This is a genomic window from Gallaecimonas xiamenensis 3-C-1, assembly GCF_000299915.1.
GTDB classification, from domain to species: Bacteria; Pseudomonadota; Gammaproteobacteria; order Enterobacterales; family Gallaecimonadaceae; genus Gallaecimonas; species Gallaecimonas xiamenensis.
Window position 1 is genome coordinate 50,286 of the sequence record NZ_AMRI01000022.1, and the last position, 25,286, is coordinate 75,571.

General features: G+C 60.8%; 22 protein-coding genes and 1 other RNA gene. 11 read left to right on the plus strand and 12 right to left on the minus strand.

Translation table 11 applies throughout. The annotated features are described in order from the left end of the window. Positions 1-228 precede the first annotated feature (228 nt). Positions 229-2,520, plus strand: coding sequence for a TonB-dependent receptor (locus B3C1_RS14560; RefSeq protein WP_008485750.1), 2,292 nt, complete (start codon positions 229-231; stop codon positions 2,518-2,520). Between the two features lie 33 nt (positions 2,521-2,553). Here B3C1_RS14560 and B3C1_RS14565 read toward each other — a convergent pair whose 3' ends face one another. After that, complete coding sequence (locus tag B3C1_RS14565; RefSeq protein WP_008485751.1) at positions 2,554-3,612, minus strand: linear amide C-N hydrolase; 1,059 nt, start codon at positions 3,610-3,612, stop codon at positions 2,554-2,556. Positions 3,613-3,805: 193 nt separating this feature from the next. Here B3C1_RS14565 and B3C1_RS14570 point away from each other — a divergent pair, with 193 nt between their 5' ends. The 3 genes from B3C1_RS14570 to B3C1_RS14580 all read left to right on the plus strand — a co-directional run bounded on the left by B3C1_RS14570 (position 3,806) and on the right by B3C1_RS14580 (position 7,621). Then, positions 3,806-4,279, plus strand: coding sequence for a L,D-transpeptidase family protein (locus B3C1_RS14570; protein WP_008485752.1), 474 nt, complete (start codon positions 3,806-3,808; stop codon positions 4,277-4,279). 188 nt (positions 4,280-4,467) lie between these two features. Further along, the gene (locus tag B3C1_RS14575) at positions 4,468-6,690 is read left to right on the plus strand and encodes a TonB-dependent siderophore receptor (protein WP_008485753.1); all 2,223 of its coding nucleotides are present in this window, start codon (positions 4,468-4,470) and stop codon (positions 6,688-6,690) included. A 46-nt stretch (positions 6,691-6,736) separates the two neighbouring features. Further along, entirely contained in the window at positions 6,737-7,621 is an 885-nt protein-coding gene (locus B3C1_RS14580; protein ID WP_008485754.1) for an alpha/beta hydrolase, read from the plus strand. Between the two features lie 40 nt (positions 7,622-7,661). On the opposite strand, the gene B3C1_RS14585 is transcribed toward B3C1_RS14580, so the two are convergent. Beyond that, positions 7,662-7,910 carry a helix-turn-helix domain-containing protein gene (locus B3C1_RS14585; protein ID WP_008485755.1) on the minus strand — a complete coding sequence of 83 codons (249 nt, stop codon included), beginning with the start codon at positions 7,908-7,910 and terminating at the stop codon, positions 7,662-7,664. Positions 7,911-8,228: 318 nt separating this feature from the next. Between B3C1_RS14585 and B3C1_RS14590 the strand changes: the two genes are divergently transcribed. Both B3C1_RS14590 and B3C1_RS14595 read left to right on the plus strand, forming a co-directional pair. Then, on the plus strand, positions 8,229-8,759 hold the full coding sequence (locus B3C1_RS14590; protein ID WP_156804566.1) for a DUF6795 domain-containing protein: 531 nt from the start codon (positions 8,229-8,231) through the stop codon (positions 8,757-8,759). A 42-nt stretch (positions 8,760-8,801) separates the two neighbouring features. Continuing rightward, positions 8,802-9,989, plus strand: coding sequence for a lipase family protein (locus tag B3C1_RS14595; RefSeq protein WP_008485758.1), 1,188 nt, complete (start codon positions 8,802-8,804; stop codon positions 9,987-9,989). A gap of 105 nt (positions 9,990-10,094) precedes the next feature. Here B3C1_RS14595 and gcvP read toward each other — a convergent pair whose 3' ends face one another. The 6 genes from gcvP to B3C1_RS14625 all read right to left on the minus strand — a co-directional run bounded on the left by gcvP (position 10,095) and on the right by B3C1_RS14625 (position 17,631). Next, complete coding sequence (gene gcvP / locus B3C1_RS14600; RefSeq protein ID WP_008485759.1) at positions 10,095-12,986, minus strand: aminomethyl-transferring glycine dehydrogenase; 2,892 nt, start codon at positions 12,984-12,986, stop codon at positions 10,095-10,097. Positions 12,987-13,051: 65 nt separating this feature from the next. After that, entirely contained in the window at positions 13,052-13,441 is a 390-nt protein-coding gene (gcvH, locus tag B3C1_RS14605) for a glycine cleavage system protein GcvH (RefSeq protein ID WP_008485760.1), read from the minus strand. A 45-nt stretch (positions 13,442-13,486) separates the two neighbouring features. After that, positions 13,487-14,566 carry a glycine cleavage system aminomethyltransferase GcvT gene (gene gcvT / locus B3C1_RS14610; RefSeq protein WP_008485761.1) on the minus strand — a complete coding sequence of 360 codons (1,080 nt, stop codon included), beginning with the start codon at positions 14,564-14,566 and terminating at the stop codon, positions 13,487-13,489. Positions 14,567-14,676: 110 nt separating this feature from the next. Continuing rightward, positions 14,677-15,906 (minus strand): FAD-dependent monooxygenase, encoded by a 1,230-nt coding sequence (locus B3C1_RS14615; protein WP_008485762.1) that lies wholly within the window; start codon positions 15,904-15,906, stop codon positions 14,677-14,679. Beyond that, positions 15,906-17,057, minus strand: a complete 1,152-nt coding sequence (gene ubiH, locus B3C1_RS14620) for a 2-octaprenyl-6-methoxyphenyl hydroxylase (RefSeq protein ID WP_008485763.1) — start codon at positions 17,055-17,057, stop codon at positions 15,906-15,908. The genes B3C1_RS14615 and ubiH overlap by 1 nt, the downstream gene beginning before the upstream one ends. A 4-nt stretch (positions 17,058-17,061) precedes the next feature. Then, positions 17,062-17,631 carry a UPF0149 family protein gene (locus B3C1_RS14625; RefSeq protein WP_008485766.1) on the minus strand — a complete coding sequence of 190 codons (570 nt, stop codon included), beginning with the start codon at positions 17,629-17,631 and terminating at the stop codon, positions 17,062-17,064. Between the two features lie 158 nt (positions 17,632-17,789). Here B3C1_RS14625 and zapA point away from each other — a divergent pair, with 158 nt between their 5' ends. The 5 genes from zapA (at position 17,790) to serA (ending at position 20,896) form a co-directional block, all read left to right on the plus strand. Next, complete coding sequence (gene zapA, locus B3C1_RS14630) at positions 17,790-18,104, plus strand: cell division protein ZapA (RefSeq protein WP_008485767.1); 315 nt, start codon at positions 17,790-17,792, stop codon at positions 18,102-18,104. Beyond that, positions 18,103-18,285: non-coding RNA, 6S RNA (gene ssrS / locus B3C1_RS19905), on the plus strand. Before zapA ends, ssrS begins: the two co-directional genes overlap by 2 nt. Positions 18,286-18,289: 4 nt before the next feature. Then, positions 18,290-18,862, plus strand: coding sequence for a 5-formyltetrahydrofolate cyclo-ligase (locus B3C1_RS14635; protein WP_008485768.1), 573 nt, complete (start codon positions 18,290-18,292; stop codon positions 18,860-18,862). 36 nt (positions 18,863-18,898) lie between these two features. Continuing rightward, on the plus strand, positions 18,899-19,552 hold the full coding sequence (gene rpiA / locus B3C1_RS14640; RefSeq protein ID WP_008485769.1) for a ribose-5-phosphate isomerase RpiA: 654 nt from the start codon (positions 18,899-18,901) through the stop codon (positions 19,550-19,552). A gap of 114 nt (positions 19,553-19,666) precedes the next feature. Continuing rightward, positions 19,667-20,896, plus strand: a complete 1,230-nt coding sequence (serA, locus tag B3C1_RS14645) for a phosphoglycerate dehydrogenase (protein ID WP_008485770.1) — start codon at positions 19,667-19,669, stop codon at positions 20,894-20,896. A 118-nt stretch (positions 20,897-21,014) separates the two neighbouring features. Here serA and B3C1_RS14650 read toward each other — a convergent pair whose 3' ends face one another. From B3C1_RS14650 to B3C1_RS14665, 4 genes are all read right to left on the minus strand, one after another. Continuing rightward, positions 21,015-21,983 carry an LpxL/LpxP family acyltransferase gene (locus B3C1_RS14650; protein WP_008485771.1) on the minus strand — a complete coding sequence of 323 codons (969 nt, stop codon included), beginning with the start codon at positions 21,981-21,983 and terminating at the stop codon, positions 21,015-21,017. Between the two features lie 97 nt (positions 21,984-22,080). After that, the gene (locus B3C1_RS14655; RefSeq protein WP_008485772.1) at positions 22,081-23,988 is read right to left on the minus strand and encodes a bifunctional diguanylate cyclase/phosphodiesterase; all 1,908 of its coding nucleotides are present in this window, start codon (positions 23,986-23,988) and stop codon (positions 22,081-22,083) included. Between the two features lie 9 nt (positions 23,989-23,997). After that, positions 23,998-24,660: a transglutaminase-like cysteine peptidase gene (locus B3C1_RS14660; RefSeq protein WP_008485774.1), complete on the minus strand. Its 663-nt coding sequence runs from the start codon at positions 24,658-24,660 to the stop codon at positions 23,998-24,000. An 18-nt stretch (positions 24,661-24,678) separates the two neighbouring features. Beyond that, positions 24,679-25,278 carry an OmpA family protein gene (locus tag B3C1_RS14665; protein WP_008485776.1) on the minus strand — a complete coding sequence of 200 codons (600 nt, stop codon included), beginning with the start codon at positions 25,276-25,278 and terminating at the stop codon, positions 24,679-24,681. Positions 25,279-25,286 lie beyond the last annotated feature (8 nt).

The window sequence follows — 25,286 nt, forward strand, 5'->3', positions numbered from 1 at the left end:
GGCCCCTAGATTACAAATGAATAACAGTCAGGGAAAAGGCGCCAGCTCACAAAATGCGGTACTTTCCTATTCCAGCTTTGCCAATCCGTACAACTGCTTGCACCATTTCGCTACAACTTTGCAAAGTCGGACGCCGCCCCTCGCGACCTTGGTTATAACAACGCCAATGCCGTCCTTTGCCGTAACGGGACGCTGGCCATAACAATAGCCCTGACAAGGAGAAGGACAGTGAAGCCATCCCCCAAAACCGCCCTGCCCGGCCTGCTGATACTGCTGCCCCTGAGCAATGCCCTGGCCCAGGACAGCGACAACCTGGAAGTGGAACAGATCACCGTCACGGCGCAAAAGCGCGGTGAGAACCTGCAGGAAGTGCCCCTGGCGGTGTCGGTGCTGAGCAACAAGGATCTGGAACGGGGCAATATCCAGTCTTTCCAGGATATCCAATACTCGGTGCCCAACCTGACCATGGCCACCTATTCTCCCTTTGCCACCACGGTCAACATGCGCGGCGTGCCTTCCAACCCCAACGGTGTGTTCAACTCCGGCACCAGCCCGGGCCTGGGCATTTACGTGGACGGCGTGGTCTATGCCAGGGCCACCGGCTTTAACCAGGAGCTGAGCAACATAGAGCGGGTGGAAGTGCTGCGCGGCCCCCAGGGCACCTTGTTTGGCCAGAACACCAACCTGGGGGTGGTCAATATCGTTACCCGCAAGCCCTCCGATTTGCTGGAAGGCAAACTGAAGATTGACCTTGGCAACTACGATTTGCGCCGCTTCAACGGCTATATCTCCGGGCCCCTTATCGACAACACCCTGGCCGCCAGCCTGACCGGCTTTTCGGTGAAACGGGACGGCTACCAGCACAACCTGGCCGGCGGCGAAGACCTGCAAGACGACGACCGCTACGGCGGCCGCGCCCAGTTCCGCTTTACCCCCAACGACCAGCTGACCCTGGACGTCAACGCCGAGCTGTTAAAGGAAGACTCCCTGCCCCCGGCCAACAAGCTGACCGCCGTCAGCCCCTATGGCCTGGCCGCCCTTGGCCTGTACAACAACGGCGTCAGCGCCGCCGACTACCTGACCCCGGGCAAGCGCGACCTCTACGCCAATGCCGACGAGTCCTTTGGCAGCCGCGACAACTGGGGCCTGGATGCCACCTTGAGCTACCGCTTCGACAACGGCTTTGAGTTCAAGGCCATCACCGCCCGCAAAGTCTATGATTCCAGCGTCGGCAATGACGCCGACGGCACCGACATCCGCCTCTACCATTCGGTAGAAACCGAGAACAACGACCAGTTCACCCAGGAATTCCAGCTGATCTCCCCCTCGGACCAGCCCCTGCGCTATGTGGCCGGCCTCTATTATCTGGATAACGACGCAGTCAACGACCAGGCCTTCGGCTCGACGGCCGGTATCTTCGGTATCCCCACCGGCCTGCCCCAGCCCTACCCCCAGAGCCTGAACCTGGCGCCGAGGGCCGGGGTAACGTTGGGGGGCGATTTGAGCACCAAGAGCAGCGCCGCCTTCGGTAACCTCACCTACGACTTCAGCGACATCTACAGCGGTTTTGTCGGCCTGCGTTATTCCCAGGTGGACAAGAAGATGCGCTTCTTCCAGAACGGTTTTGCCACCTCTCTGCCCGGCGTCTACCTGCTGGACTACCACGACATTCCCGAAACCCACCAGAAGCAGGACGACAGCTTCCTGTCCTGGACCCTGGGGGCCAATGCCCGTATCGAGGGGCTGACCGATCAGCCCATCCACACCTACGCCAAGGTGTCCCGTGGCTACAAGGAAGGGGGCTATAACTTCCGGCCCCAGTCCCTGGACGCTATCGGGGGCGACACCAGCAACCCGCAGATGGACTTTGGCCGGGAACAGGTCACCAGCTATGAGCTGGGCCTGAAAAGCGATCTGTTCGAGCGCCGGGTGCGCCTGAACCTGGCCGCTTTCTACCTGGATTACCAGGACATCCAGACCCGGGTGGTGGACGACGCCGGTGTTAACCGGGTGATCAACGGCCCCGCCGCCACCAGTAAGGGCCTTGAAGCGGAACTGACGGTCAGGGCCCATCAGTACCTGTCCTTCAATGCCGCCCTGGGTTATGCCGACGCCACCTTCGATGACTTCAGCAACTGCCACGCCGTGGATGATTGCACCGGCAACCGGCTGCCCGGCGCCTCCAAGTGGACCGCCACCGCCGGCGTCAACCTTGACTACCCGCTGCTGAGCAACTGGGACCTGTTCGCCGGCCTTGATTACAGCTACCACAGCGCCATGTATTCCGACGCCCGCAACCTTGACAGCACCAAGTTGGACGACAGCCACAGGGTCAACGCCCAACTGGGCCTGGTGTCCGATGACGGCAGCCTGGAAGTGATGCTCTGGGCCAAGAACCTGCTGGACCAGGACGACAAGGTCTATGTACAGGACCTGGCCAGCTCCGACCTCAGTATCAGCACCGAGATCTATGCCCCGCCACGGACCTTCGGCATCAGCTTCATCTACAGCTTCTACTGAGAAAAGGGCCCTTGCGGGCCCTTTTTTAAACGCTTATGGAGTCAGCCCAAGAAAGGGAAAGGGCGGACTCGCCTGGAACTTGCCAGCCACATTGCCGGCATAGACATTGCGCTGCTCTGGCCCCAAATCCAGTTTTTTCACCTGGCCGGTCTCGGCGGAGAAATCGAGATCTTTGAGGTTGACCCAGAAGGTATTGGGGGTCAGGGCCGACTCGAAGAAATAGCGCATGGCCTTGTGGTCCACCAGGGTCCGCCAACGGGTGGAGGAAATATTGGGCTGGTCCGGCGTCGTCAGGCCAAAGGGGACCGAGACATTGCGTATCACGCTAAATACGCTGGCCACCGCCTTGGCTGGGTCTTCGTGCTTGGGAATGGCATTGATGTAAAAGGCAGCCCGGGCAAAACGGTCAGACGCCCTGTTGGTCCCGGGCAACATCACGGTGCCACCAATCTGTTGCCAGTAGCTATTCAGGGCCAGTTGCTGGTCGAACACGGGAGAGTTGGTCATCACCTGGTACTGACGGCCGTGGTGGATCACCTGGCGGCCTCCCAGGTACTCGATGATGGCGCTGTCGCCACTGCTGTCGGACAACGACAGGTGCAAGGTGGCCAGGCGTTTTTCGCCAGGCACCTGGTCCGTTACCAAGGTGAAGGGCTCCTGGGCCAAGGCCTTGACCGCCTGGTCCACTGTGGCGAAATTGTCCAACACATACTGGGCCCAGGCCGCTATGGTCAGCCCGGGTTTGCTGTCCTGGTTGAAGTCCGGGTACTGCGACGCCACCAGCCACAGCAGGTTGGCGGCCAGGCCCTTCTCGTTAACCCCGTCGGTGGTGGAAATATCGTATCCGGTGGCCACCACCGAGCCGTATCTGGACGTCCAGCGCAGGGAGTTTTCCCCCGCCTGGCCAGTGCGGGCCATGCCCCTTGGCAATACCCACAGGTTGGTACCCACATCTACCTTCCAGTCCATGGTACGGCCGGTGATCACCTCCCCTTTGTCACCTAGGTAGACCACCCTGGTACAGGCCATGGCCCCCAGGCTGAGCATGCTGGTTGCCAATAGCAGTCCCAACAGAGGGTGCTTGCGCTTCATCTTGCCTCCTTGCCACTAACAGCTTGATAGAACAAGAAAAGACTATGGTCGCCTGCGATTAGCCTCGCAAGAAGCCAAGGCTAATATAAGGATTCACCAACCCCCTGTCGCTTTTAAAAAGCGTGATCGGCCTCCTTTTATTTTTACCCAGGCCCTTTACTATGAATAAAAGGTGAACGTCTTGAGGTGCCCAATGAAAGTGCTGCTGTCTTGCTGCCTGCTGTTGTTTTCCAGCCTGGCCCCGGCCTCATCCCAGGCCGACAAGGTGGTGGTGCACAAGTCCAGCTACAGCCTTTCCTTGGTAAGAGACGGCCAGGTCTTCAAGCGCTTCTGGATAGCCTTGGGATCGGCCCCCTTTGGCCACAAGACTCGCGAGGGTGACCAACGCACCCCTGAGGGGCGTTACCTGCTGGACTACAAGAAAGCCGATTCCGCCTTCTACAAGGCCATCCATATCGACTACCCCAATGCCGATGATCTAGCCCGGGCCAGGGCCATGGGCGTGCCCCCTGGTGGGCGCATCATGATCCACGGCCAGCGCAGCGGCTTTAACCCCAGGGTGCAACCGTCCAACTGGACCAACGGTTGCATCGCCCTGCTCAACCAAGACATGGACGAGCTCTGGGCTGCCGTGGCCCCAGGTACACCCATCGAGATCTACCCCTGATCCTTGGTGGCTCCGCCATCCTTCCTTAGAGCCTTTCCCGTCCATTGGCCAAGGCCAACCGTTCGTCGCATCCACCGGAGTTTTTAGCTTTACAGCCATTGTTGTGAGCAGTACCCTTCGTCGCCATTGATAATCACTCTCATTTGTATATGTGAGTGATTCCCGCTTAGCCACGAAGAGGATATTCCATGGCCACCCGCACTCCTGCTGCCCTTTTTGCCTGCAGCGCCCTGACTCTGGCGCTTGGCGCCGCCTTTGCCCATGCCGATGAGGCCAAGCAGCAGGATGCCCAGGAAAATATCCTGGTGCTGGGTACGGCCCAGGAGCAGGTGAAGCAGTCGCTGGGGGTGTCGGTCATTACTGCCGAGGATCTGATCCGCCGCCCGCCGGCCAACGATCTGTCCGAGATCATCCGCAAGATGCCCGGGGTCAACCTCACCGGCAACAGCGCCTCCGGCCAGTACGGCAATAACCGCCAAATCGATCTGCGTGGCATGGGCCCGGAAAACACCCTGATCCTGGTGGACGGCAAGCCGGTCAGCTCGCGCAATGCGGTACGCATGGGCCGCTCCGGTGAGCGTAACAGCCGGGGCGACACCAACTGGGTGCCGGTAGAAGCGGTAGAGCGTATCGAGGTGCTGCGCGGCCCGGCCGCTGCCCGCTACGGTTCCGGCGCCGCCGGCGGCGTGATCAACATCGTCACCAAAGCCCCCAGCGAAGCCCTGACCGGTTCCGTCAGCCTCTTTGCAGCCGAGCCCGAGGACAGCCGCGAAGGCAATACCCGCCGCCTGGGCTTTAACCTGGCCGGCGGCCTGAGCCAGGACCTGTCTTTCCGCCTCTACGGCAACATCAATAAAACCGACGCCGACAGCCTGGATCTCAACGGCGACTTTGCCAACAGCGAGGGGGCCACCCCCCCGGCCGGCCGTGAGGGGGTCCGCAACAAGGACATCAACGGCCTGTTGCGCTGGGATCTGAGCCCGGAGCAGGTGCTGGAATTTGAAGCCGGCTACAGCCGCCAGGGCAACATCTACGCCGGTGACAGGGCGGTGAGCAGCAACGGCTCTGACCTGTTGACCGAATTGGCCAACGGCGGCGCCGAAACCAACACCGTCTACCGCAGCGCCGCGTCCGTGGCCCACAGGGCCGACTGGGGCTTTGCCACTTCCAACCTGGTATTGGCTTATGAAAACACCCGCAACTATCGCCTCAACGAAGGCCTGGCCGGCGGCGTGGAAGGCAGCATCACCAACGACGGCGCCAAGTCCACCTCTACCCTGGACAGTCTGACCCTCAACGGTGACATCAACATCCCCCTGGATTTTGCCGGCCTCAGCCAGATGCTGACCCTGGGTATGGAACTGGGCAAGGACGAGTTGGACGACCCCTACTCCATGAGCCAAGGCACAGGCTCCGGCGGCGCGGTACCGGGCGCCGAAGAAGGCACCCGTGACGGCAAGTCCGACGCCACTTACCAGGCCCTCTACGTCGAAGACAATATCGAGCTGACCCTGGACTGGATCCTCACCCCCGGGGTGCGCTTTGACCACAACAGCCTGTTCGGCAACAACTGGAGCCCCTACCTGAGCACCGCCTACCAGTTGACCGACAACCTGACCCTGCGCGGCGGCATTGCCAAGGCCTTCAAGGCCCCCAACCTCTACCAGGCCAACCCCAACTACCTCTACTACACCAGAGGCAACGGCTGCCCTGTAGACTTCCCCAGCCTGGGAGCCGGCTGCTATATCCAGGGTAATGACGACCTGGACGCCGAGACCAGCGTCAACAAGGAGCTGGGCCTGGAGTACGTCAACGGCGGCTGGACCGCCAGCCTGGCCTACTTCCGCAACGACTATAAGAACAAGATCATCTCCGGCATGGTGCCCACCGGTACCACCGACAGCGACGGCCGCGTCTTCAAGTGGAGCAACGCCGACAAGGCGGTGGTGGCAGGGGTGGAAGGTAACCTCAAGGTGCCTTTGCTGGGCCAGATGGGCGAGGTGCTGAGCTGGAACACCAACTTCACCTACATGGATGAAAACAACGACAAGGACACAGGTGAGCCCCTGTCGGTGATCCCCCGCTATACCGTCAACTCCATGCTCGACTGGCAGGTGAATGAGGCGCTGATGCTGTCTTTCACCGCCACCCGTTACGGCACTCAGAAGCCCCGTAACCTCACCAGCACCGGTGCCAGCGCCGAAGGGGACGCCCTCAAGGAGCGAGACCCTTACTCGGTGCTGAGCCTGGGCGGCAGCTACCGCCTGAACTACGCCCTGCGTTTTGGTTTCGGCGTCACCAACCTTACCGACCGCCAGTTGCTCCGTGAAAACAACAGTGGCGGGGCCGGTGCCAACACCTACAACGAGCCGGGCCGCGCCTACTACCTGTCAGCCACCTACAGCTTCTAACTGACAAAGCCCGCCTGGCGGGCTTTTTTATTATGAGGACTTACTGATGTTACGTGTCCTGTTGCTATGCCTGCTGGCCTTTGGCGCCCAGGCCCGCCCCGACCTGTCCAAGCCCCTGGGCCCCACCTGGGCCGATGGCAGCTCCCGCTACTACCGTTTCCAAAGCCAACTGCTGGACTCGGCGGACGGCCAGCGCCACTACAAGCTGACGGTGGCCATTCCCAAGGCCCAGGCACCCGAAGCCGGCTTCCCGGTGCTCTACCTGCTGGACGGCAATGCCGCCATGGCGGCCCTTGACGACAATAAACTGGCCCCCCTGGCCGCCCAAACCCTGCCGGTGCTGGTGGCTATCGGTTACCAGACCGAACTGCGTTTTGACGTGAACGCCAGGGCCCTGGACTACACGCCGCCGGCCCTGGACGGCAAACCTATCGAAGGAGAAAGGCCGGCCGGCGGCGCCGATGAGTTTCTCGCCCTTATCGAAGCCAAGATAAAACCGCTGGTAGCGGGTCTCGTGACCATCGACCGCCAGCGCCAGACCTTGTGGGGTCATTCTTTCGGCGGCCTCTTTACCATGCACGTGCTGGCCACGGCGCCGGCAAGTTTTCAGGCTTACGCCGCTGCCGACCCGTCCTTTTGGTGGCAAGACGGTGAGCCCCTGGCGCGCCTCAAGGCCCTGGCCGAGCATCCCCCTGCCCCAGGCACGGCGGTATTGATCATGCATGGCGGCGCCAAGGCAAAGGACAGGGGGCCTCGCCCGGCCAGGGGCAAGGCTCCCCCTGATGCCATCCGCCAAGCCAGCCGCCAACTGGCTGAGCTGCCCGGCGTCAGGGTGCATTACCGCGAATATCCCGCCCTTAGCCACGGGCCTTTGTTGCCCGCCTCGCTGCTGCCGGCCTTGCGCCTGGCCCAGGGCCACCTGGACGACTAGATAAACAGGCAAGAAAAAGCCCCGCTTTGGCGGGGCTTTGTTATTTGAGGGCGGCCATGACCCGCGACAGGTCGTTTTCCAAGGCACGCAGTATGGCTTTCGCCGGCCCCGTGGGCTCGCGGCGCCCCTGCTCCCAATGGCGCAAGGTACCCATATTCACTTCGATCATGGCGGCAAAGGCCTTCTGGGTTAAACCTGTCTTGGCCCTGATCGCCTTAATCCTGGGGGCATCAAAGATACTGATCGGGGTGGCGTCCATCCCCGGCACAGCTGCGGTTGCAGAGGTCATCATCGGTGATCCATGTTTCTTATCGCGTTAAACCAAAAAGGGTTGGGCGCGGGCCAATGCCTGGACGTCGCAGGGGAAAAGGACACAGGTGCCAGACGCTAACGGCCGCTATCAACTATAAGCGACCAGTCGCCCGCAAATCCTAAAAGGCAATAAAACAAAAAATAAATAACACCATGCCTTATTTATAAAAGCGTCATCCATATTAGCACTTTATTCCTATGGCGACTGTCTGCGGCCTGTGCTGGAATTGGCATTCCCCGGGGGCTGGGGTAAACTCTTTGGGTCATTTGACGATGGACTCAACCACGGATGGATATGAAGACATACCGCTTCGGCATTAAAGCCAAGCCGTTCTATTTAACGGTGCTGGTTGCCACTCTTCTGCTCCTCCTCTCATATCAGGCGATTGCAAGTATGTTTGGAATTCCTAAAAAAGAAAACGTTCATTTGACGCCCGCAGTAAATGGCCGCGTTACTCTGAACGGGCAGCCCCTGAGCAACTTGGAAGTGATTTACTCCCTGACGTATGGCGACGAGCACAAGCTCACCGCCCGTACCGACGAGCAGGGCTATTTCAGCTTTCCTGAAAAGGTCATAGAGTCAAACCTGCCCAGTAAGCTGTTCGACGAAACCCGGGTATTCCAGGAAATATTCGTTGAGTGGAACAATCAAAATTACACGCTCTGGTATACGGTATTGCCCGGCATCACATCTGAAAAAGTGGTGGAAGAAAAACTGGCTAAATTGGAATGTGACCTGACCCACCCGGAAAAGGAATACCATTTCGACCGCCAAGACGGCACCGATTTTACCCAAGGCGTTTTCAGTATCTGTAATTTCGAATAATAGTGCGTCACCAAGGAATTTAATTTAAAAAGGAGCTTTGCGATGCCAGCGCTATCACCCAAAATGGCCGCTTACATGGCCAGCATGGTTTATGAAATTAAAAAGCCCGGCGCCAGCGGAAAATTCCGCATGTCGGTGGACCCTGTCGTAGGCCGTTATTTCAACTTCGATCTCTCCCAGGGCCCCGTCACCGGTGTATCCGGCGGCCTGGTCTCCAAGGTGCTGCAGCTGAAAACCGGCTTCGGTGTCATCGGCACCGGCAAGGATCTCTACGAGGGTGATCTGGTGGTTGCCATCAGGGGTACTGACGCCAACTGGCATGACATGCGCGACGCCGTCACCGATCTCAGCGTCGGCTTTGCCGCCACCGAAAACGGCAGCACAGTGCACCTGGGCTTCCAGCGCACCTTCGAGTCCATGAAAGGGGAGCTGGACCGTGCCCTGACGCCGCTGCTGGGCAAGGCATTCCGTGGCACTGTGCACTGCGTCGGCCACAGCCTGGGTGGCGCCCTTGCCTCCCTGACCGCCGACTGGATCAAGGTGCGCTTCGGTGGCACCGTGAATCTTTATTCCTTCGGTTGCCCCAGGGTGGGCTTGAGCGGCTACGCCATCAAAAGCACCGCCGGCCTCAACAAGATCTACCGCTGTATTCACGGCGCCGATCCGGTACCCATGGTGCCCATCTGGCCCTTCTACCACGCCCCCTACGGTGGCCAGGAGTTCTGCCTGGATGGCGCCAGCGGCATCAATGCCGAGGCCCACAAGATGAGCGTCAGGGCTACCCCCGGCTATCTCAACACCGCCGCCTATGATGACTGGGGTGCGGTGCGCCTGCGCAGCGACAGCTTCCACAACCAAAAAGTACGGCTGGACTATGAAAAGCGCCATAACGCCTCTTTCACCACCCGCTACATGTATATGCTGACCGCCGCCCTGAAAACCCTGCTGGGTGACGCCCTCAAGTACGGCATTGCCGTACCCTTGCAGTTTGCTGCCGGCTCCATTTCCCAGATGTTGGATCTGATGGCACAAACGCTGCAAAAAATCGCCGATGCCGCCGAGGGCCTGTACGAACAAACCAAGGGCCTGCTGGGGCACATGTTGTCCTTTATCGGCTCCCTGGCGGAAGTGCCGGCGAAAATCACTTACAACTTTGTGCGCTGGGTTTTTGAAAAAGTCAGTTCCGCTGTCTACAAAGCCGCCCGCAAGGCCATCGACTTTATCCAGTAATACCTGGGTGTCATTAAAAAACGCACCTTCTTGTGGTGCGTTTTTTATCAGCAAAAGCCCAAATAAAAAGCCCGCCATATGGCGGGCTTTTTGATGGCAATGACCTTATTCGGCGTAGGCGTCGGTGGGGACGCAGGAGCAGAACAGGTTGCGGTCGCCGTAGACGTCATCGATACGGTTGACGGTAGGCCAGAACTTGTTGAGGCGCACGTCTTCGTTGGGGAACACCGCCAGGGCGCGCTCGTAGGCACGGTTCCAGTTGGGGTCCATGACGTCGTCCTGGGTGTGAGGGGCGTTCACCAGCGGGTTGTCCTCCAAGGTCCACTCGCCACGGCCCACTTTCTGGATCTCGCCATAGATGGCGGTCATGGCGTTGATGAAGCGGTCCAGCTCGGCCTTGGACTCGGACTCGGTGGGCTCCACCATCAGGGTGCCGGCTACCGGGAAGGACATGGTGGGGCTGTGGAACCCGAAGTCCATCAGGCGCTTGGCCACGTCCAGTTCGCTGATCCCGGTTTCATCCTTGAGGGGGCGCAGGTCCAGGATACATTCGTGGGCCACCCGGCCGTTACGGCCGCTGTAGAGCACCGGGAACTTGTCGCCCAGGCACTTGGCCACGTAGTTGGCGTTGAGGATGGCGTACTCGGTGGCTTTTTTCAGGCCAACAGAACCCATCATGGCGATGTACATCCAGGAGATGGGCAGGATGCCGGCCGAACCGAACTGGGCGGCAGACACGGCGCCGCTGTCGGCGTTGGGGCCGTCGAGCTGCATCACCACGTGGTTGGGCACGAAGGGCGCCAGGTGGCTTTTGACACCTATGGGGCCCATGCCGGGGCCGCCGCCGCCGTGGGGGATACAGAAGGTCTTGTGCAGGTTCAGATGCGACACGTCAGAGCCGATAAAGCCCGGCGCGGTCAGGCCCACCTGAGCGTTCATGTTGGCGCCGTCCATGTACACCTGGCCACCGTGCTGGTGGATGATGTCGCACACCTCACGGATGGTCTCTTCGTAGACGCCGTGGGTGGACGGGTAGGTGACCATGATACAGGCCAGGTTGTCGGCCACTTCCTCGGCCTTGGCGCGCAGGTCGGCCAGATCGATGTTGCCCTGTTTGTCGCAGGCCACCACCACCACCTTGTAGGACACCATCTGGGCGGTAGCCGGGTTGGTGCCGTGGGCGGAGCTGGGGATAAGGCAGACGTTACGGTGGCCTTCGCCACGGGACTCATGGTAGCCGCGAATGGCCAGCAGGCCCGCGTACTCACCCTGGGCGCCGGAGTTGGGCTGCATGGCAATCTGGTCGTAACCGGTGATGTTCACCAGCCAGTCGGCCAGCAGATTGATCATGCCGTGGTAGCCTTCGGCCTGGTTGTCCGGGCAGAAGGGGTGCAGGGCAGCGAAGGCCGGCCAGGTGATGGGGATCATCTCGGCGGTTGCGTTCAGCTTCATGGTGCAGGAACCGAGGCTGATCATGGAGTGGTTCAGGGCCAGATCCTTGTTCTCGAGGCGCTTGATGTAACGCAGCATCTCGGTCTCGGAATGGTACTGGTTGAACACCGGGTGGCTCAGCACCGCGTCTTCGCGCAGCAGGTGCGCAGGGATGGACTCGATTTCACCGTCTTGGATACGGGCATCCAGGGCCGCGATATCCAGGCCGTGGCCGGCGCCCAGCAGGATGTCGAACAGTTCCGCCACGTCTTCACGGGTAGTGGCTTCTGAGAGGGTCAGGCCCACTGCGCCATCGAGGTCGCGGCGCAGGTTGACGCCTTTGGCTTCGGCGGCGGCCAGCAGGGCGGCCTTGTCCTTGACCTCGACGGTCAGGGTGTCGAACCAGTGGCCGTTACGGATAGCCAGGCCCTTGTCCTTAAGGCCCAGGGCCAGGATGTCGGTCAGGCGGTGGATGCGGCTGGCGATGCGCTTGAGGCCTTCCGGGCCGTGGTAAACGGCGTAGAAGGAGGCCATGTTGGCCAGCAGCACCTGGGCGGTACAGATGTTGGAGTTGGCCTTTTCGCGGCGGATGTGTTGCTCGCGGGTCTGCATGGCCATGCGCAGGGCCGGCTTGCCACGGGCGTCTTTGGAGACACCGATGATACGGCCGGGCATGGAGCGCTTGTAGGCGTCGCGGGTGGCAAAGAAGGCGGCGTGGGGGCCACCGTAGGCCATGGGCACACCGAAACGCTGGGCGGAACCCAGCACCACGTCGGCGCCAAGGGTGCCAGGGGATTTGAGCAGCAGCAGCGCCATGATGTCGGCAGCCACGGCGACGATACCCTTCTGGGCCTGGATAGCCGCAGTCAGTTCGCTGTGATCCTGGATGTCACCGCCGGTACCGGGGTATTGCAGCAGGGCACCGAAAATGTCCATACCCTCGGCGCTGGCCGCCGGGCCTACCACCACCTCAAAACCAAAAGCGCTGGCACGGGTTTTCACCACACCTATGGTCTGGGGGTGACACTCTTGGTCGACGAAGAAGGTGTTGGACTTGCTCTTGGCAACCCGCTTGGCCAGGGCCATGGCTTCGGCGGCGGCGGTGCCTTCGTCCAGCAATGAGGCGGAGGCCAGGTCCATACCGGTCAAGTCCATGGACAGCTGCTGGAAGTTCAAGATGGCTTCCAGGCGGCCTTGGGCGATCTCCGGCTGGTAAGGGGTGTAGGCGGTGTACCAGCCCGGGTTTTCCAGCACGTTACGCAGGATAACGTTGGGGGTCAGGGTCGGGTGGTAACCCATGCCGATGTAGGACTTGAAGACCTTGTTCTTATCGGCCAGGGCCTGCAATTGGGCCAGGGCTTCTTCTTCGGTCTTGGGGGCACCTATGGTCAGCTCTTTATCCAGGCGGATGGAGCCGGGCACGGTTTCTTCAATCAGGGCGTCGACAGACGCGGCGCCGATGGTGGCCAGCATGGCGGCCGTCTCCATGGCATCGGGACCGATGTGGCGGTCGATGAAGGCGTCTTTGTATTCGAGTTCGGTCAGGGAACGGCGGGTATCGGACATGTTCACCTCAGGTGGTAAGCAAAGCCCCGGCGAAACGCCGGGGCTTTGAACAACAATGGGTTAGCTTATTCTTCGTCGATGACGTTCTGGTAGCCTTCGGCGTCCAGCAGCTCGTCCAGCTCGACCAGGTCGGTGGCCTTGACGCGGAACAGCCAGCCATCGCTGTAGGGTTCGTTGTTGACGGTCTCGGGGGCGTCTTCCAGGGCCTCGTTGACGGCAACGATCTCGCCGGTCAGGGGGCTGTAAACGTCGGAGGCGGCCTTGACGGATTCCACCACAGCCACTTCGTCACCGCTGTTGACGCTGCTGCCCACTTCCGGCAGGTCAACGAACACCATGTCACCCAGCAGCTCTTGGGCGTGCTCGGTGATACCGATGGTGTAGGTGCCGTCGGACTCTTTGCGGATCCACTCGTGGGACGAGGTATATTTCAAATCTGCAGGGATATTGCTCATTGTTATTCCGTTCCTTTTATACCTGATCTGGTGAACTGACTTAGGTTAGCAAACCTTCTTGCCATTGCGCACGAAGGCGGGCTTGACGACCTTCACATCCACCAACTTATTACGAATGTCCACTTGGGCGTCGGTGAAGTCACCGGCCGGTACCCGGGCCATGGCGATGGCAAAGCCCAGGGTCGGGGAAAAGGTGCCTGAGGTGATCTCGCCTTCACCGGCAGGGGTGATCACTTTCTGGCCGTGGCGCAACACGCCTTTTTGCTCCATCACCAGGCCCACCAGCTGCATGGTGCCGGCGGCTTTCTGAGCCTCCAGGGCGCTGCGGCCGATAAAGTCGCGGTCCTGAGGTTCCCAGGCGATGGTCCAGCCCATGTTGGCAGCCAGGGGGGATACGGTCTCGTCCATGTCCTGGCCATAGAGGTTCATGCCGGCTTCCAGGCGCAGGGTGTCGCGGGCACCAAGGCCTGCGGGCTTAACGCCGGCGGCCAGTAGGGCGTTCCACAGGGCCACGGCCTGGTCTTGGGGCACGACAATTTCGTAGCCCGCTTCACCGGTGTAACCGGTGGTGGCGATGAAAAGGTCACCGGCCTGCACGCCAAAGAAGGGCTTCATGCCTTCCACGGCGGCGTTCTGCTCGGCGCTGAACACGGTGGCGGTCTTGGCCTTGGCGTTGGGGCCCTGGACGGCAATCATGGAAAGCTCCGGGCGCTCGGTCACGGTGACCTCGAAGGCAGCGGCCTGTTTGGAGATCCAAGCCAGGTCCTTTTCGCGGGTGGCGGAGTTCACCACCAGGCGGAAGAAGTCTTCAGAAAGGAAGTAGACGATGAGGTCGTCAATCACGCCGGCGTCGTCATTGAGCATGCCGGTGTAGAGGGCCTTGCCAGGCACGGTGAGCTTGGCCACGTCGTTGGCCAGCAGGTAACGGAGGAAGTCGCGGGTCTTGGCGCCCGTCAGGTCCACCACCGTCATGTGGGAAACGTCGAACATACCGGCGTCGGAACGGACCGCCTTGTGTTCCTCGATCTGGGAGCCGTAGTGCAGCGGCATATCCCAGCCGTGGAAATCCACCATCTTGGCGCCACAGGCGACGTGGGCATCAAAAAGCACGGTTTGTTGGGTCATCTCGTTTCCCTTATCTGTTCATGGCTGGCAGGGCACAGCGACAGGCAGAGATTAAGAAAACGATTACCTACCTGTCAGGCAGGGCATTATAACGCTGCGCCGAACCCAGGTTAAGGTGAGAATATTTGATGCTTATCACGAACCTTGACCAGCTGTTCCTGAACCGCCACGCCGCGCGCTTCTTCAATGAAAAGCCGCTTCATGACCGGCACCGAGCCGACCCCGGCCAGGCCCGCATTTCGCATCAATTTAATTAATGGATTGCCATTGCCGAACAGGGTTTTGAGGCTACCCATGGCCGCCAGCATCTTCAGGGCCTGGGCCTTGCGGGCCCGGCCATAGGGCGCCAGCACCTTGAGATCACCCAGGTCCTTGTCCGCCCCCAGGGCATCCAGCAGCTGCTCGGCCAGGGCCAGGGCGTCGGCCAAGCCCAGGTTGACCCCCTGCCCCGCCAAGGGGTGGATGCTGTGAGCCGCGTCCCCTACCAGGGCTATACGGGGTTTGACGAAATCCCGGGCGTAGCGGGCGGTCAGGGGCAGGCGCTGCACGTCAGACAGCAGGGTCAGGGCCCCCAGGCGGTTGTCGAAGGCCAGGCGCAGGCGCTGGGAAAACGCCTCGGGGGCCAGGGCCATCAGGGCATCGGCCTCGCTTGGCACCGTCGACCAGACGATGGAGCACTGGTTGGGCTGCCACAGGGGCAAAAAGGCCAGGGGCCCTTGGGGGCGGAAGACTTGCCGGGCGCAACCTTCATGGGGCAGCTCGGTGGCAACGGTCGCCACCAGGGCATGGTGGCCATAGTCATGGAATATCAGCGGCAGGTCGGCCAGGGTGCGCACCAGGGAGTTGGCGCCGTCGGCCCCCACCAGCAGTCCGGTGGCCACCAGGTCGCCGTTGTCCAGGGTCAGCATCAGCCGTTCCTGGCCCTGCTCCAGGCCGGTCAGCTTGGCGGGGGCCTTTAAGGTCACAGCCGGGCACTGGCCCAGTTCCTGCCAGAGCGCCAGTTGGATCTGCCGGTTTTCGACGATATGCCCCAGCACCTCAGCCTTGACGTCCTCGGCGCTAAAATCGAGCTTGCCAAAGCAGTCCTTTTCCCACACCGACATGGCCTGGTAAGGGCCCTTGCGCTGGATATGCGGCCAGGCCTTGAGCCCCGCCAGGATCTGCCGGGAGCCTTCGGAAATGGCGCTAACCCGGGTGTCGGCTACGTCACCGAATGCCGCAGCGGGGACCTGGCCGTCCAGCAGCAGCACCTTGACGCCGCCGCGCCCCAGCATCAGTGCCAGGGCCGCACCCACCATGCCGCCACCGACGACTGTGACTTGGCTTTCCAAAAAGGCCATCAGTTTTCCCATCCAAGCATCTGCCGGGCCAAGCGCTGCTTGGCCAGGGGCATGTGATTAAGAAGCCCCAGGCCGAGGTTACGGCCCAGGTAAAGGGGGCAAAGATCGTTGGCAAAGAGCCGTGCCAGGCTGTCGGTGGCCCCTATGGTCAGGGCCAGGTCTCGGCGGCGGGCCGCTTCCCAACCGGCCAGGGCTTGCCAGTGGCCGGGGTCGTCCTGGTCCAGCGCTGCCAGCAGGCAGAGGATGTCGCGCATGCCCAGGTTAAAGCCCTGGCCCGCTATGGGGTGCAGGCTATGGGCGGCGTTGCCGATCACCAGCGCCCGGTGGGCCCGCAAACTGGCGGCCTCGATAAGGTGCAGCGGGTAACTGTGGCGCTCCCCCACTTCCACGAAGGCGCCAAGGCGCCAGCCAAAACGCCGCTGCAACAGGGCGCCAAAGGCCTTGTCGTCCAGCGCCAGGGTGGCAGCGGCCTCGTCGGGGCGCACGCAGAGCACCAGGTTCATCCGGCCCTGGGTCATGGGCAACAGGGCCAGGGGGCCGGTATCGGTAAAGCGTTCGAAGGCCCAGCCCTGGTGGGGCTGGGCGGTCTTGATATTGGCGATGATGGCGCTTTGGCCGTAGGGGGCTTCGCTGGCTTCAATACCCAATAACCGGCGGGTGTCGGAGCGGCCGCCGTCGGCCACCACCAGCAACCGGCAATGGAGCTGTTGCCCGGAAGCCAGGGTGACCTGGTAGCCGTCGGGGTCGGCGTCGAGCTTGGCGATGCGGTCTGGGCAGAACCATTGGCAGGGCAGCTTGTCCCTCAGCACCTGGCCGAAGGCCCGCACCGGTATTACCTGGCCAAGGGCCGCTATCTGGTGGTCTTCGGCGTGGAGCTGGGCGCGGCCGAAGCCGCCCTTCTCCGCCACATGGATATGGCGGATGGGCTCGGCTTCATTGGCCAGCAGGGGCCAGAGACCAAGGCCGTCCAGGCCTTCGACAGTGCCCGCCGACAGGGCTATGACCCTGTCGTCAAAGCTGGGCTGGGCGTCCTGGCCGAAGCTGGCCGGGTCCACTATGCCCACCTGCCAGTGGCTAAAACGGCGGGCCAGCCCCCAAGCCAGGGTGGCACCGACCATGCCGCCCCCGACGATAAGGATATCGAGCTTCATCGGATCAGTGCAGGGTACGGCCGGTTTGCCCAGGGCGCTGGCCCAGGTTGCTAAAGACCAGCATGGCCACCACCCTCAGGTATTCCTCCACCTCGATAAAGGCGGACTCGGCCGCTTCCTGGTCATCTTCCACCTCGGTGCTGAGGTTGGCTATCTCGGCCAGGTCTTCCAGGGCTTCCTTTATTTCCTCAGAAACCTTGGCCTTGGCGGCCTGCACCCCATAACCGGCCAGGAAGCCCTGGGCCCAGTCACAGAGCGCCTGAATGCGGTCTTCGAGCTGCTCTTCTTCCGGGGGCAACAGCAGTTGGAAGTCAAACTCCCCGGCCACCAGTTGCTGGCACAGCTGCTGGTAGAGGGGCTCGAGCATATCCTTAACCGGCTGGCTGAAAGCCAGGCCGTTGTTGGTCAAGTCATACAGGGGAGGCAGCCAGCTTTTGCCGTCCATGTCCAGGCCTGCCGCCACCAAACCGGTCAGGATACCGTGCAGCTCCGCCGGCGAGGCGGTAACCTGGTGACTGGCCAGCAGCCGGGCCATGCCTACGTATTGATGAGGAGTCTGGCCGTTGTGGCTCATATTCATCTTCCAGAAAGGGGTATGAACGCTATCCTAACACAGAGGACGGTGCCCCCAAGACACCGAGTCCCTTGATCCATCTCAAGTGCATCGCTATAGTGCGCCTCCTTTGAAAACGGCGCCGTCGGATGCAGATTCACAAGGCCTAAGGACACTGCATGGCAGAGCACTCGATGCAAGAGACGTTGGAAATTGTCGTACTGGGAAGGCGCTTTCGGGTCGCCTGTCCCAAGGGTCACGAGGCGGCCTTACAGGAAGCGGCCCGCGATCTCGACGATCGTCTCAAGACCTTACGTCTGGCCTCCGATCTCGGCAACCGCGAACAATTATTGACCATGGCCGCCCTCAACCTGACTCACGAACTGCGCCTTGCTCAGGCCCAAAGCCGTGAGTATGCTGATGCCATGGATTCCAAGATCAAGGTCCTGCAGACCACCATAGAGCAGGCCCTGGTCAATCAGGTTAAAAATTAAGACCCTGTGGTGTTTGCCAGTGGATCAATGTCCCTGAGCCGATATCTACATCCAAGGGTGTTTTCTCTGCTGCTATTGAGCAAGCTCAGCTCGTACTGAGACGCCTGCGGCGGCAACTAAACATCCGCCTTGAACCATTGGGTTCAAGGGCTGTCATCCGCAGCGGCACCCCGGGGCACCTCTTCATGACAGATCGCAACGCCATCCGCCAATGGGCGCGCCAGCAGCGCCGAGCCCTGAGCCCCCAGGCCCAGGCCGAGGCCGCCAAGGCCGTAGCCCGCCAAGCCATGGCCCTTCCCGACGTGCGACAAGCCAATAGCCTGGCCCTTTACCTGGCCAACGACGGCGAGCTGGATCCGGCCCTGTTGATGGACAGCCTCTGGCAGGCGGGCAAGCAGGTACTGCTACCGGTACTGCATCCCTTCACCCCCGGCCATCTGCTGTTCCTGCGCCACAGACCAGGCTCGCCCATGGTCGCCAACCGATTCGGCATTCCCGAGCCCCCTTTGGACATCCGCCAGTTGGTGACCCTGGACAGCGTGGACTTGGTGTTCACCCCCCTGGTGGCGTTCGACGATGCCGGCCACCGCCTGGGCATGGGAGGCGGCTTTTACGACCGCACCCTGGCCAACTACCAGGGCCCCGTGGTGGGGCTGGCCCACGACCAACAGCAACACCCTGCCCTGCCGGCCATGGCCTGGGACAAACCCCTTGGCCTCATCGTCACCCCAGGGCAGATAAAACGTTTTCGTACCTGATATAATGCCCGTCTCTTACCCCTGGAGCCCCCGCTGATGACACAAGATGAACTGAAAAAAGCCGTAGGCTGGAAAGCCTTGGATTACGTGGTAAAAGACAGCATCGTTGGGGTTGGCACCGGTTCCACCGTGAACCATTTCATCGACGCCCTGGGCACCATCAAGCACCAGATCAAAGGCGCCGTATCCTCTTCCGAAGCCTCTACCGCCAAACTCAAGGATCTGGGGATCGAGATATTCGACCTCAACAGCGTCCCTGAGCTGTCCGTCTACGTGGACGGTGCCGACGAGATCAACGGCCAGAACCACATGATCAAAGGGGGCGGCGCCGCCCTGACCCGCGAGAAGATCGTCGCCGCCGTGGCCGACAAGTTCATCTGTATCGTCGACGACACCAAGACCGTCGAGGTGCTGGGCACCTTCCCGCTGCCGGTAGAGGTCATTCCCATGGCCCGCTCCCATGTGGCCAGGGAATTGGTGAAACTGGGGGGCGATCCCGTCTACCGTGAAGGGGTGGTCACCGACAACGGCAATGTGATCTTGGACGTACACAACCTCCACATCACCGACCCCGTTGCCTTGGAAGCCCAAATCAACGCTATCGTCGGGGTGGTCACCAATGGCCTTTTCGCCGCCCGTGGCGCCGATGTGGTGCTGGTCGGTACCCAGGACGGCGTAAAAATCCGTTGACTTTTAGGCGGCCATCTGGCCGTCTATACCTCCCGCCATCTTTTTCCTGCCTTGACCAGTCGGGATGCCGGTGGTAGCTAAACGTTTTCTTAGAGCAAATACTCCAGGTGGACCATGGCCCAGTACTCCCTCGACAAAGACAAAATCCGTTTCCTGCTCCTTGAGGGCGTTCACCAAAGTGCCCTGGAAAGCCTGCGCGCCCAGGGTTACCACAACATCGAATACCTCAAGACTTCCTTGGCCGGTGACGAACTCGTCGCCAAGATCAAGGACGCCCACTTCGTGGGGATCCGCTCCCGCACCCAGCTGACCCAGGACGTACTGGCCCATGCTGAAAAGCTCTGCGCCGTCGGTTGTTTTTGCATCGGCACCAACCAGGTGGACCTGGACGCCTTCGAAGCCCAGGGGATCCCGGTCTTTAATGCCCCCTTCTCCAACACCCGTTCCGTAGCCGAACTGGTGCTGGGTGAGGCCATCATGTTGCTGCGCAACATCCCCGCTAAGGCCGCAGCAGCCCGCCGGGGTGGGTGGGACAAGGCGGCGGTGGGCAGCTATGAAGCCAGGGGCAAGACCCTGGGCATCATCGGCTATGGCCATATCGGCACCCAGTTGGGTGTACTGGCCGAGACCCTGGGTATGAACGTCATCTTCTACGATATCGAGAGCAAGCTGACCCTGGGCAATGCCCGCCAGGTGGCAAGCCTCGGTGAACTGCTGAGCCAGGCCGACGTGGTCAGCCTGCACGTGCCCGAGACGGCCTCCACCCGCAACATGATGGGCACCGCCGAGCTCGAACAGATGAAAAGGGGCGCCATCCTTATCAATGCGTCCCGTGGCACAGTGGTGGACATCGACGCCCTGGCTGCCGCCCTTGAGAGCAAACACCTGGCCGGCGCCGCCATCGACGTCTTCCCGGTAGAACCCAAAGGCAATGACGAGGCTTTCGTCAGCCCGTTGCAGGCCTTCGACAACGTCATCCTGACCCCCCATATCGGCGGCTCCACCATGGAAGCCCAAGCCAATATCGGGGTGGAAGTGGCCAATAAGCTGGCCAAGTACTCCGACAACGGCTCAACCCTGTCGGCGGTCAACTTCCCCGAGGTGTCCCTGCCGGAGCACAGCGGCCGTTCCCGCCTGCTGCATATCCACCGCAACCAGCCCGGTGTACTGACCCGCATCAACCAGATCTTCGCCGATCTGGGGGTCAACATCGCCGCCCAGTACCTGCAAACCAGCCGTAATATCGGTTACGTGGTGATGGACGTGGACGCCGCCCACGCCGAGGACGTGCTGGAGAAACTCAAGGCCATAGACGGCACCCTGCGGGCCCGGGTCCTGCACTGAGGTACGCACAATGCCAAAAGGCCTCCCAAGGGAGGCCTTTTTCATGGCTGCAACCGGCGCCATACCCCAATAAAAAAGGCCTCCAAACGGAGGCCTTTTGGTTTGCATCTAACCGGGACTAACCCGCCATCTGGGTACGGTGGCTTTTGGGGCAGGGATAGGGGCGACTGCCGTCTAGGTTTCGGAAAATCTTCAAGGACCACATGAAGTCAGCCGGGAAACGGCTTATCAACTGCTCGTAGGCCTGGTTCATCTGGGTGGCGGAGGCTAGCTCTTCTGTTTCCAAAGAGACCAAGGGTTCATCCAGGTGCAGTACGAACTGATGGGCATGGTGGTCGTAGCCCACGATCACCGGCACCACCTGGGCCCGGGCCGCCTGGGCCAGGCGGCCCATGGTGGGCAGGGTACATTTGGGTGTACCGAAGAAAGGCGCAAAGACCGAGGAGGCCATGCCGTGGTCCTGGTCGGCGACATAAAGGCAGGAGTAGCCCTTGCGGATACTTTTGACCAGGGAGCACATCCCTTCGCCCCGGCTGAACTGCAGGCCCCCCTGGCAAGTACGGCTCTTGAACATCAAGTAGTCAAAGACCGGCTTGCCGGTGGGCTTGAAGATGTTGGACAGGGGAAAGCCGGCCAAGATCAGGGCACGGGCGGCCCAGTCCAGCCCAAAGGTGTGGGGGGTTAGGAAGATCAGCGGCTTACCTTCGGCCTTGAGCTTAGCCAGGCGGCCGTCGTCCTCTATGCGAATGCGCCGTTGCTGCGCCTTTTTAGAGCACCACAGCAACTCTCCCAGGCTCAGGGCCGTCTGACAGAAGGCCCTGACGTTTTCCCGAAGCAACTGGTCATAGGCGCTGTCTGGCAGGTGCGGGAAGCAACGCTCCAGGTTGCAGCGGATCACCAGGCGGCGTTTCTTCAGGAAGGAGCGATTCACCATCCAGCCGGCAATGGCTTTGGCCAACCGGTCCCTCAGTGACAAGGGGACAAAGGCCATCATCATCATGATCAGCACGGCCAGCCATTGCCCCCAGTAGCGGGGACTGAGAAGGCGCAGGTGAAACGAAGAATGGTAGCAGGCTTGGCCGGACATCAGGGTCAACTATTCAATAAAACTAAACAAAGCATTTCACATAAGCGACCAGCCAAAGGCCAGGGCTGTAGTCCCTTGTCGTGACGATGATCTCAAATTAATCCAGTGGCTTAGGTGGAATGATATATCCCTGATAGCCCTGGATACCCAGACCCTTGAGCCTGGCCAGGTCTTCCCCCTGCTCCACCCGTGTGGCAATCACCTTGATCTTCAAGCTCTTGCCGATACGCGCCAAGGCCTGGACCACCTCTTGGCCCACTTCGTCATGGGGGCCATAACAGGCCAAACTCTGGTCCAGCTTGATGTAGTCCGGCCCCAGATCGTGAAGGTACTGCAAGGAGGCCATGTGTCGCCCCACATGGTCCAAACCAAAACCGATTTGCAGCGGCCTAAGCCTTGCCACCAGGCTTTTGGCTGCTTGGGGGTCGGCCAAGGCAACGTCCTCGCTGATCTCAAAGCCCAGTTGGCTACCAGGCCTGGCTTGACTGGCCAGCTCCAGCAAGGGCTCGGGGTCCCGAACAGAGGCCAAAGACAGGTTAACCACATTGGGCAGCTGTGGCTCCAAGTACTGTTCACGCACCAGCCGTTTTAACACGGCCAGGTCCATGGCCTGGGCCAGGTTGAACTGCTCCACAAAGGCCAGGAAAGCGCTGGCCGGATAACGTTCACCGCTTAATGACAGGCTGGCAAACCACTCCTGATGGAATACCTCGCCGCTGTGGATGTCCATCACCGGTTGGCGCAGCAGGCCAAATTGCTTTTCCCTGATGGCATGTTGCAAGGCTTCACGCCAGCCTTCCTGGCTAGGTGCCTGCTGGCTGCTTTCTTTTTGGTGGAAAACCCTCGGCTGCTGTTTCCAGGCCTGGTGCAAAGCGCCGTCGGCAGCACTCAGCAGGGCCGAAGGCTGCTGCACATCACCCCGTTGCACCAGGGCCAAGGCCAGGTTGTCACCGTCCTGCCCCTGTTGGACAGAGAAGGCTACCAGTTCTTGATGAACCTTGAGCAACCAGTCGGTCAATTGCTCAGGGTCGGCACTGGCACAGAGGATGGCAAACTCGGTATGGCTGATACGGGCAAAAACGCAGCGGCTGCCTCTGATGCACAGCCCTTTGATGCGTTCGGCCAGGGCCTTGATAAGGCTGTCACGGGCCCTGAACCCCTGTTGATGTCGCAGGCTGTCGAGCCACTTGATGTCCATCAACATCAAGCCCCCTGTGCCAGGTTCCGATAGCCAGGCCCCCAGGTGCGCCACCAGGTGGGAGCGGTTGGACAGGCCGGAAACAGGGTCAGTCTGGGTCGCCAGACGTAGCCGGCTGATCTGCTCATCCTGGCCTTCGAACATCAGTTTGACCCTGTCGGTCATCTCGTTGATGGCCGCCACCATGGATTTGAGTTCGCGGGTTCGCGGCTCGGGTATGGGATCACCAAACTGGCGCTTGGTAATGCACCTGGCCTGACGTGCCACCGCATGCAAAGGACGCATCAGTATCCTAAGACCCCGCCAGGTCACCAGCAGCAATAACAGATAAAGACCACCCAGGGTCAGGCAAAGCTGGACACCGGTCTGCCACAAGGCCTGGTAGGCAACGGCTGGATTGGCCACCACCTTAAGGTTGGCCACCTGCAACCAGCCCGAGGTCAGCACCTGCTCCTGGGCTATGGGGTTGAACAAAGGCAAGGTCAGGAACCAGTCCGGCACGTTGTAGATACGGGGACTGTTGTTCTTGGCCAGTACCTCGCCCTTGGCATACCAGTCCAGGCGGATCTCCCGGTAAAAGCCGGCATCGAATATGGATTGCAGCACCGTGTCGACACCGCCCCTGTCCTGGCTATCAAGAAAGGGAGACAGGCTGAGCCCAAGGGCGGTGGAGGCATTTTGTACGTCGGTCTGCATCTGTTTGTTGATGGCGTCCCTGGAGGTATTGAATTCCACGGCGAACACCAGCAGCACCACCAACAAAAAGCTGAGGCTAAGTAGCCAAAGGATCTGTCTTTGCAAGGTCATGTCGACCTCCTATTCCAATACCAGGCGCGGCTTGTTGAGCTGATTGCCGCCAAAGCGGGCCTGCAGGTCCTGCCAGCGTTTCAGCCGGGCACTATCGCCTACCAGTTGCCCCCTTCCTTTTTCTTTACTCAACCACAGCTGCTTGCCGTTGAAAGAATAGATGGGCAGCAAATCCGGTCTGGCATCGGCCCGGCGAATGTCTTCGACCAGGTTATCCAGGATAAGGGGAACAGCATCAGGCTGGGGGTAGACGGCCAGCACCATATGGTACTGATTGACAGAAAGGGCTTTGACATAGGTCAGCCGCATCTGCCCCTCCGGCACCCCAAGGGCAAGCAAGGTAAAGAATTTGGCGATAGCAAAGTCTTCGCAGTCGCCACCGTTGGCGCCGATGAACTCAAGCGGGGTGGCCCAGTAGTCGTTCTGGCCCCAGAGCAGGCTGTCATCCAAAAACCGCATCTGGTTAAAAAAGCGGTTCACCTGCTCCAGTTGCATTGCCTCTGGCCTGCCCTGGGCACCGGCCATCATGCCTTGCCAGGCATCGAGGCGGGCACCGGCCCGTTCACCGTAGGTGCTTACCACCTTGAGGCGGGCCTGGCTCAGGTCTATTCCGGCCAGCCCAGCCCACAACAGGCCAGGCAAAGCCGGCAGCAGCCACAGCGCTCTTTTCATTCAAGCCCTTCACCCTGGCTACCGATCAACGGTGTAAATGGTCCACTTCATCACCGGCAGGTTCTTGGCGCCAGATAGCTCCGCCACCACCCTGCGGTTACGCCTATGGGCCTCTTCGGTCATGGCCGAGTCCAGTGGGCGGCTAAAGCCATAGCCCACCGCAGTCACCCTGGTTGGGGCAACCTTGAACTCCCGTTCCAGCACCTTGGCTACCGCATTAACCCGCCGCTGGGACAGATCCAGGTTGTATTGCTCACCCCCGACCTTGGAGCAGTGGCCCTCCAGGGTTAGTTTGGCTTCGGGGTAACGGGTCATGAAATCGGCCACCTTGCCGATTTCCCCGTAGTAACGTGGATCGATGTAGTCAGAGTCATTGGCAAAGAGCACCTTGAGGTCAAAACGCTGGACCTTGTCGGCATTGTCGCCGCAGCCGTAGTTGTCGATCAGTGACCCCAGCAGGGTGTCGGCGCATTTGTCGCGGGCATTGATGACCCCGTCACTGTCAGGGTCGTTCAGGTCGTTGACCTGGGCCGTGCTCTGGTCGTAATCCACGGTGTCGTGGATACCGCAGCCGGCCAGTGCCAGCACTGAGGCCAGGGAGAGCAGATAATGTTTCATAGGGCCTC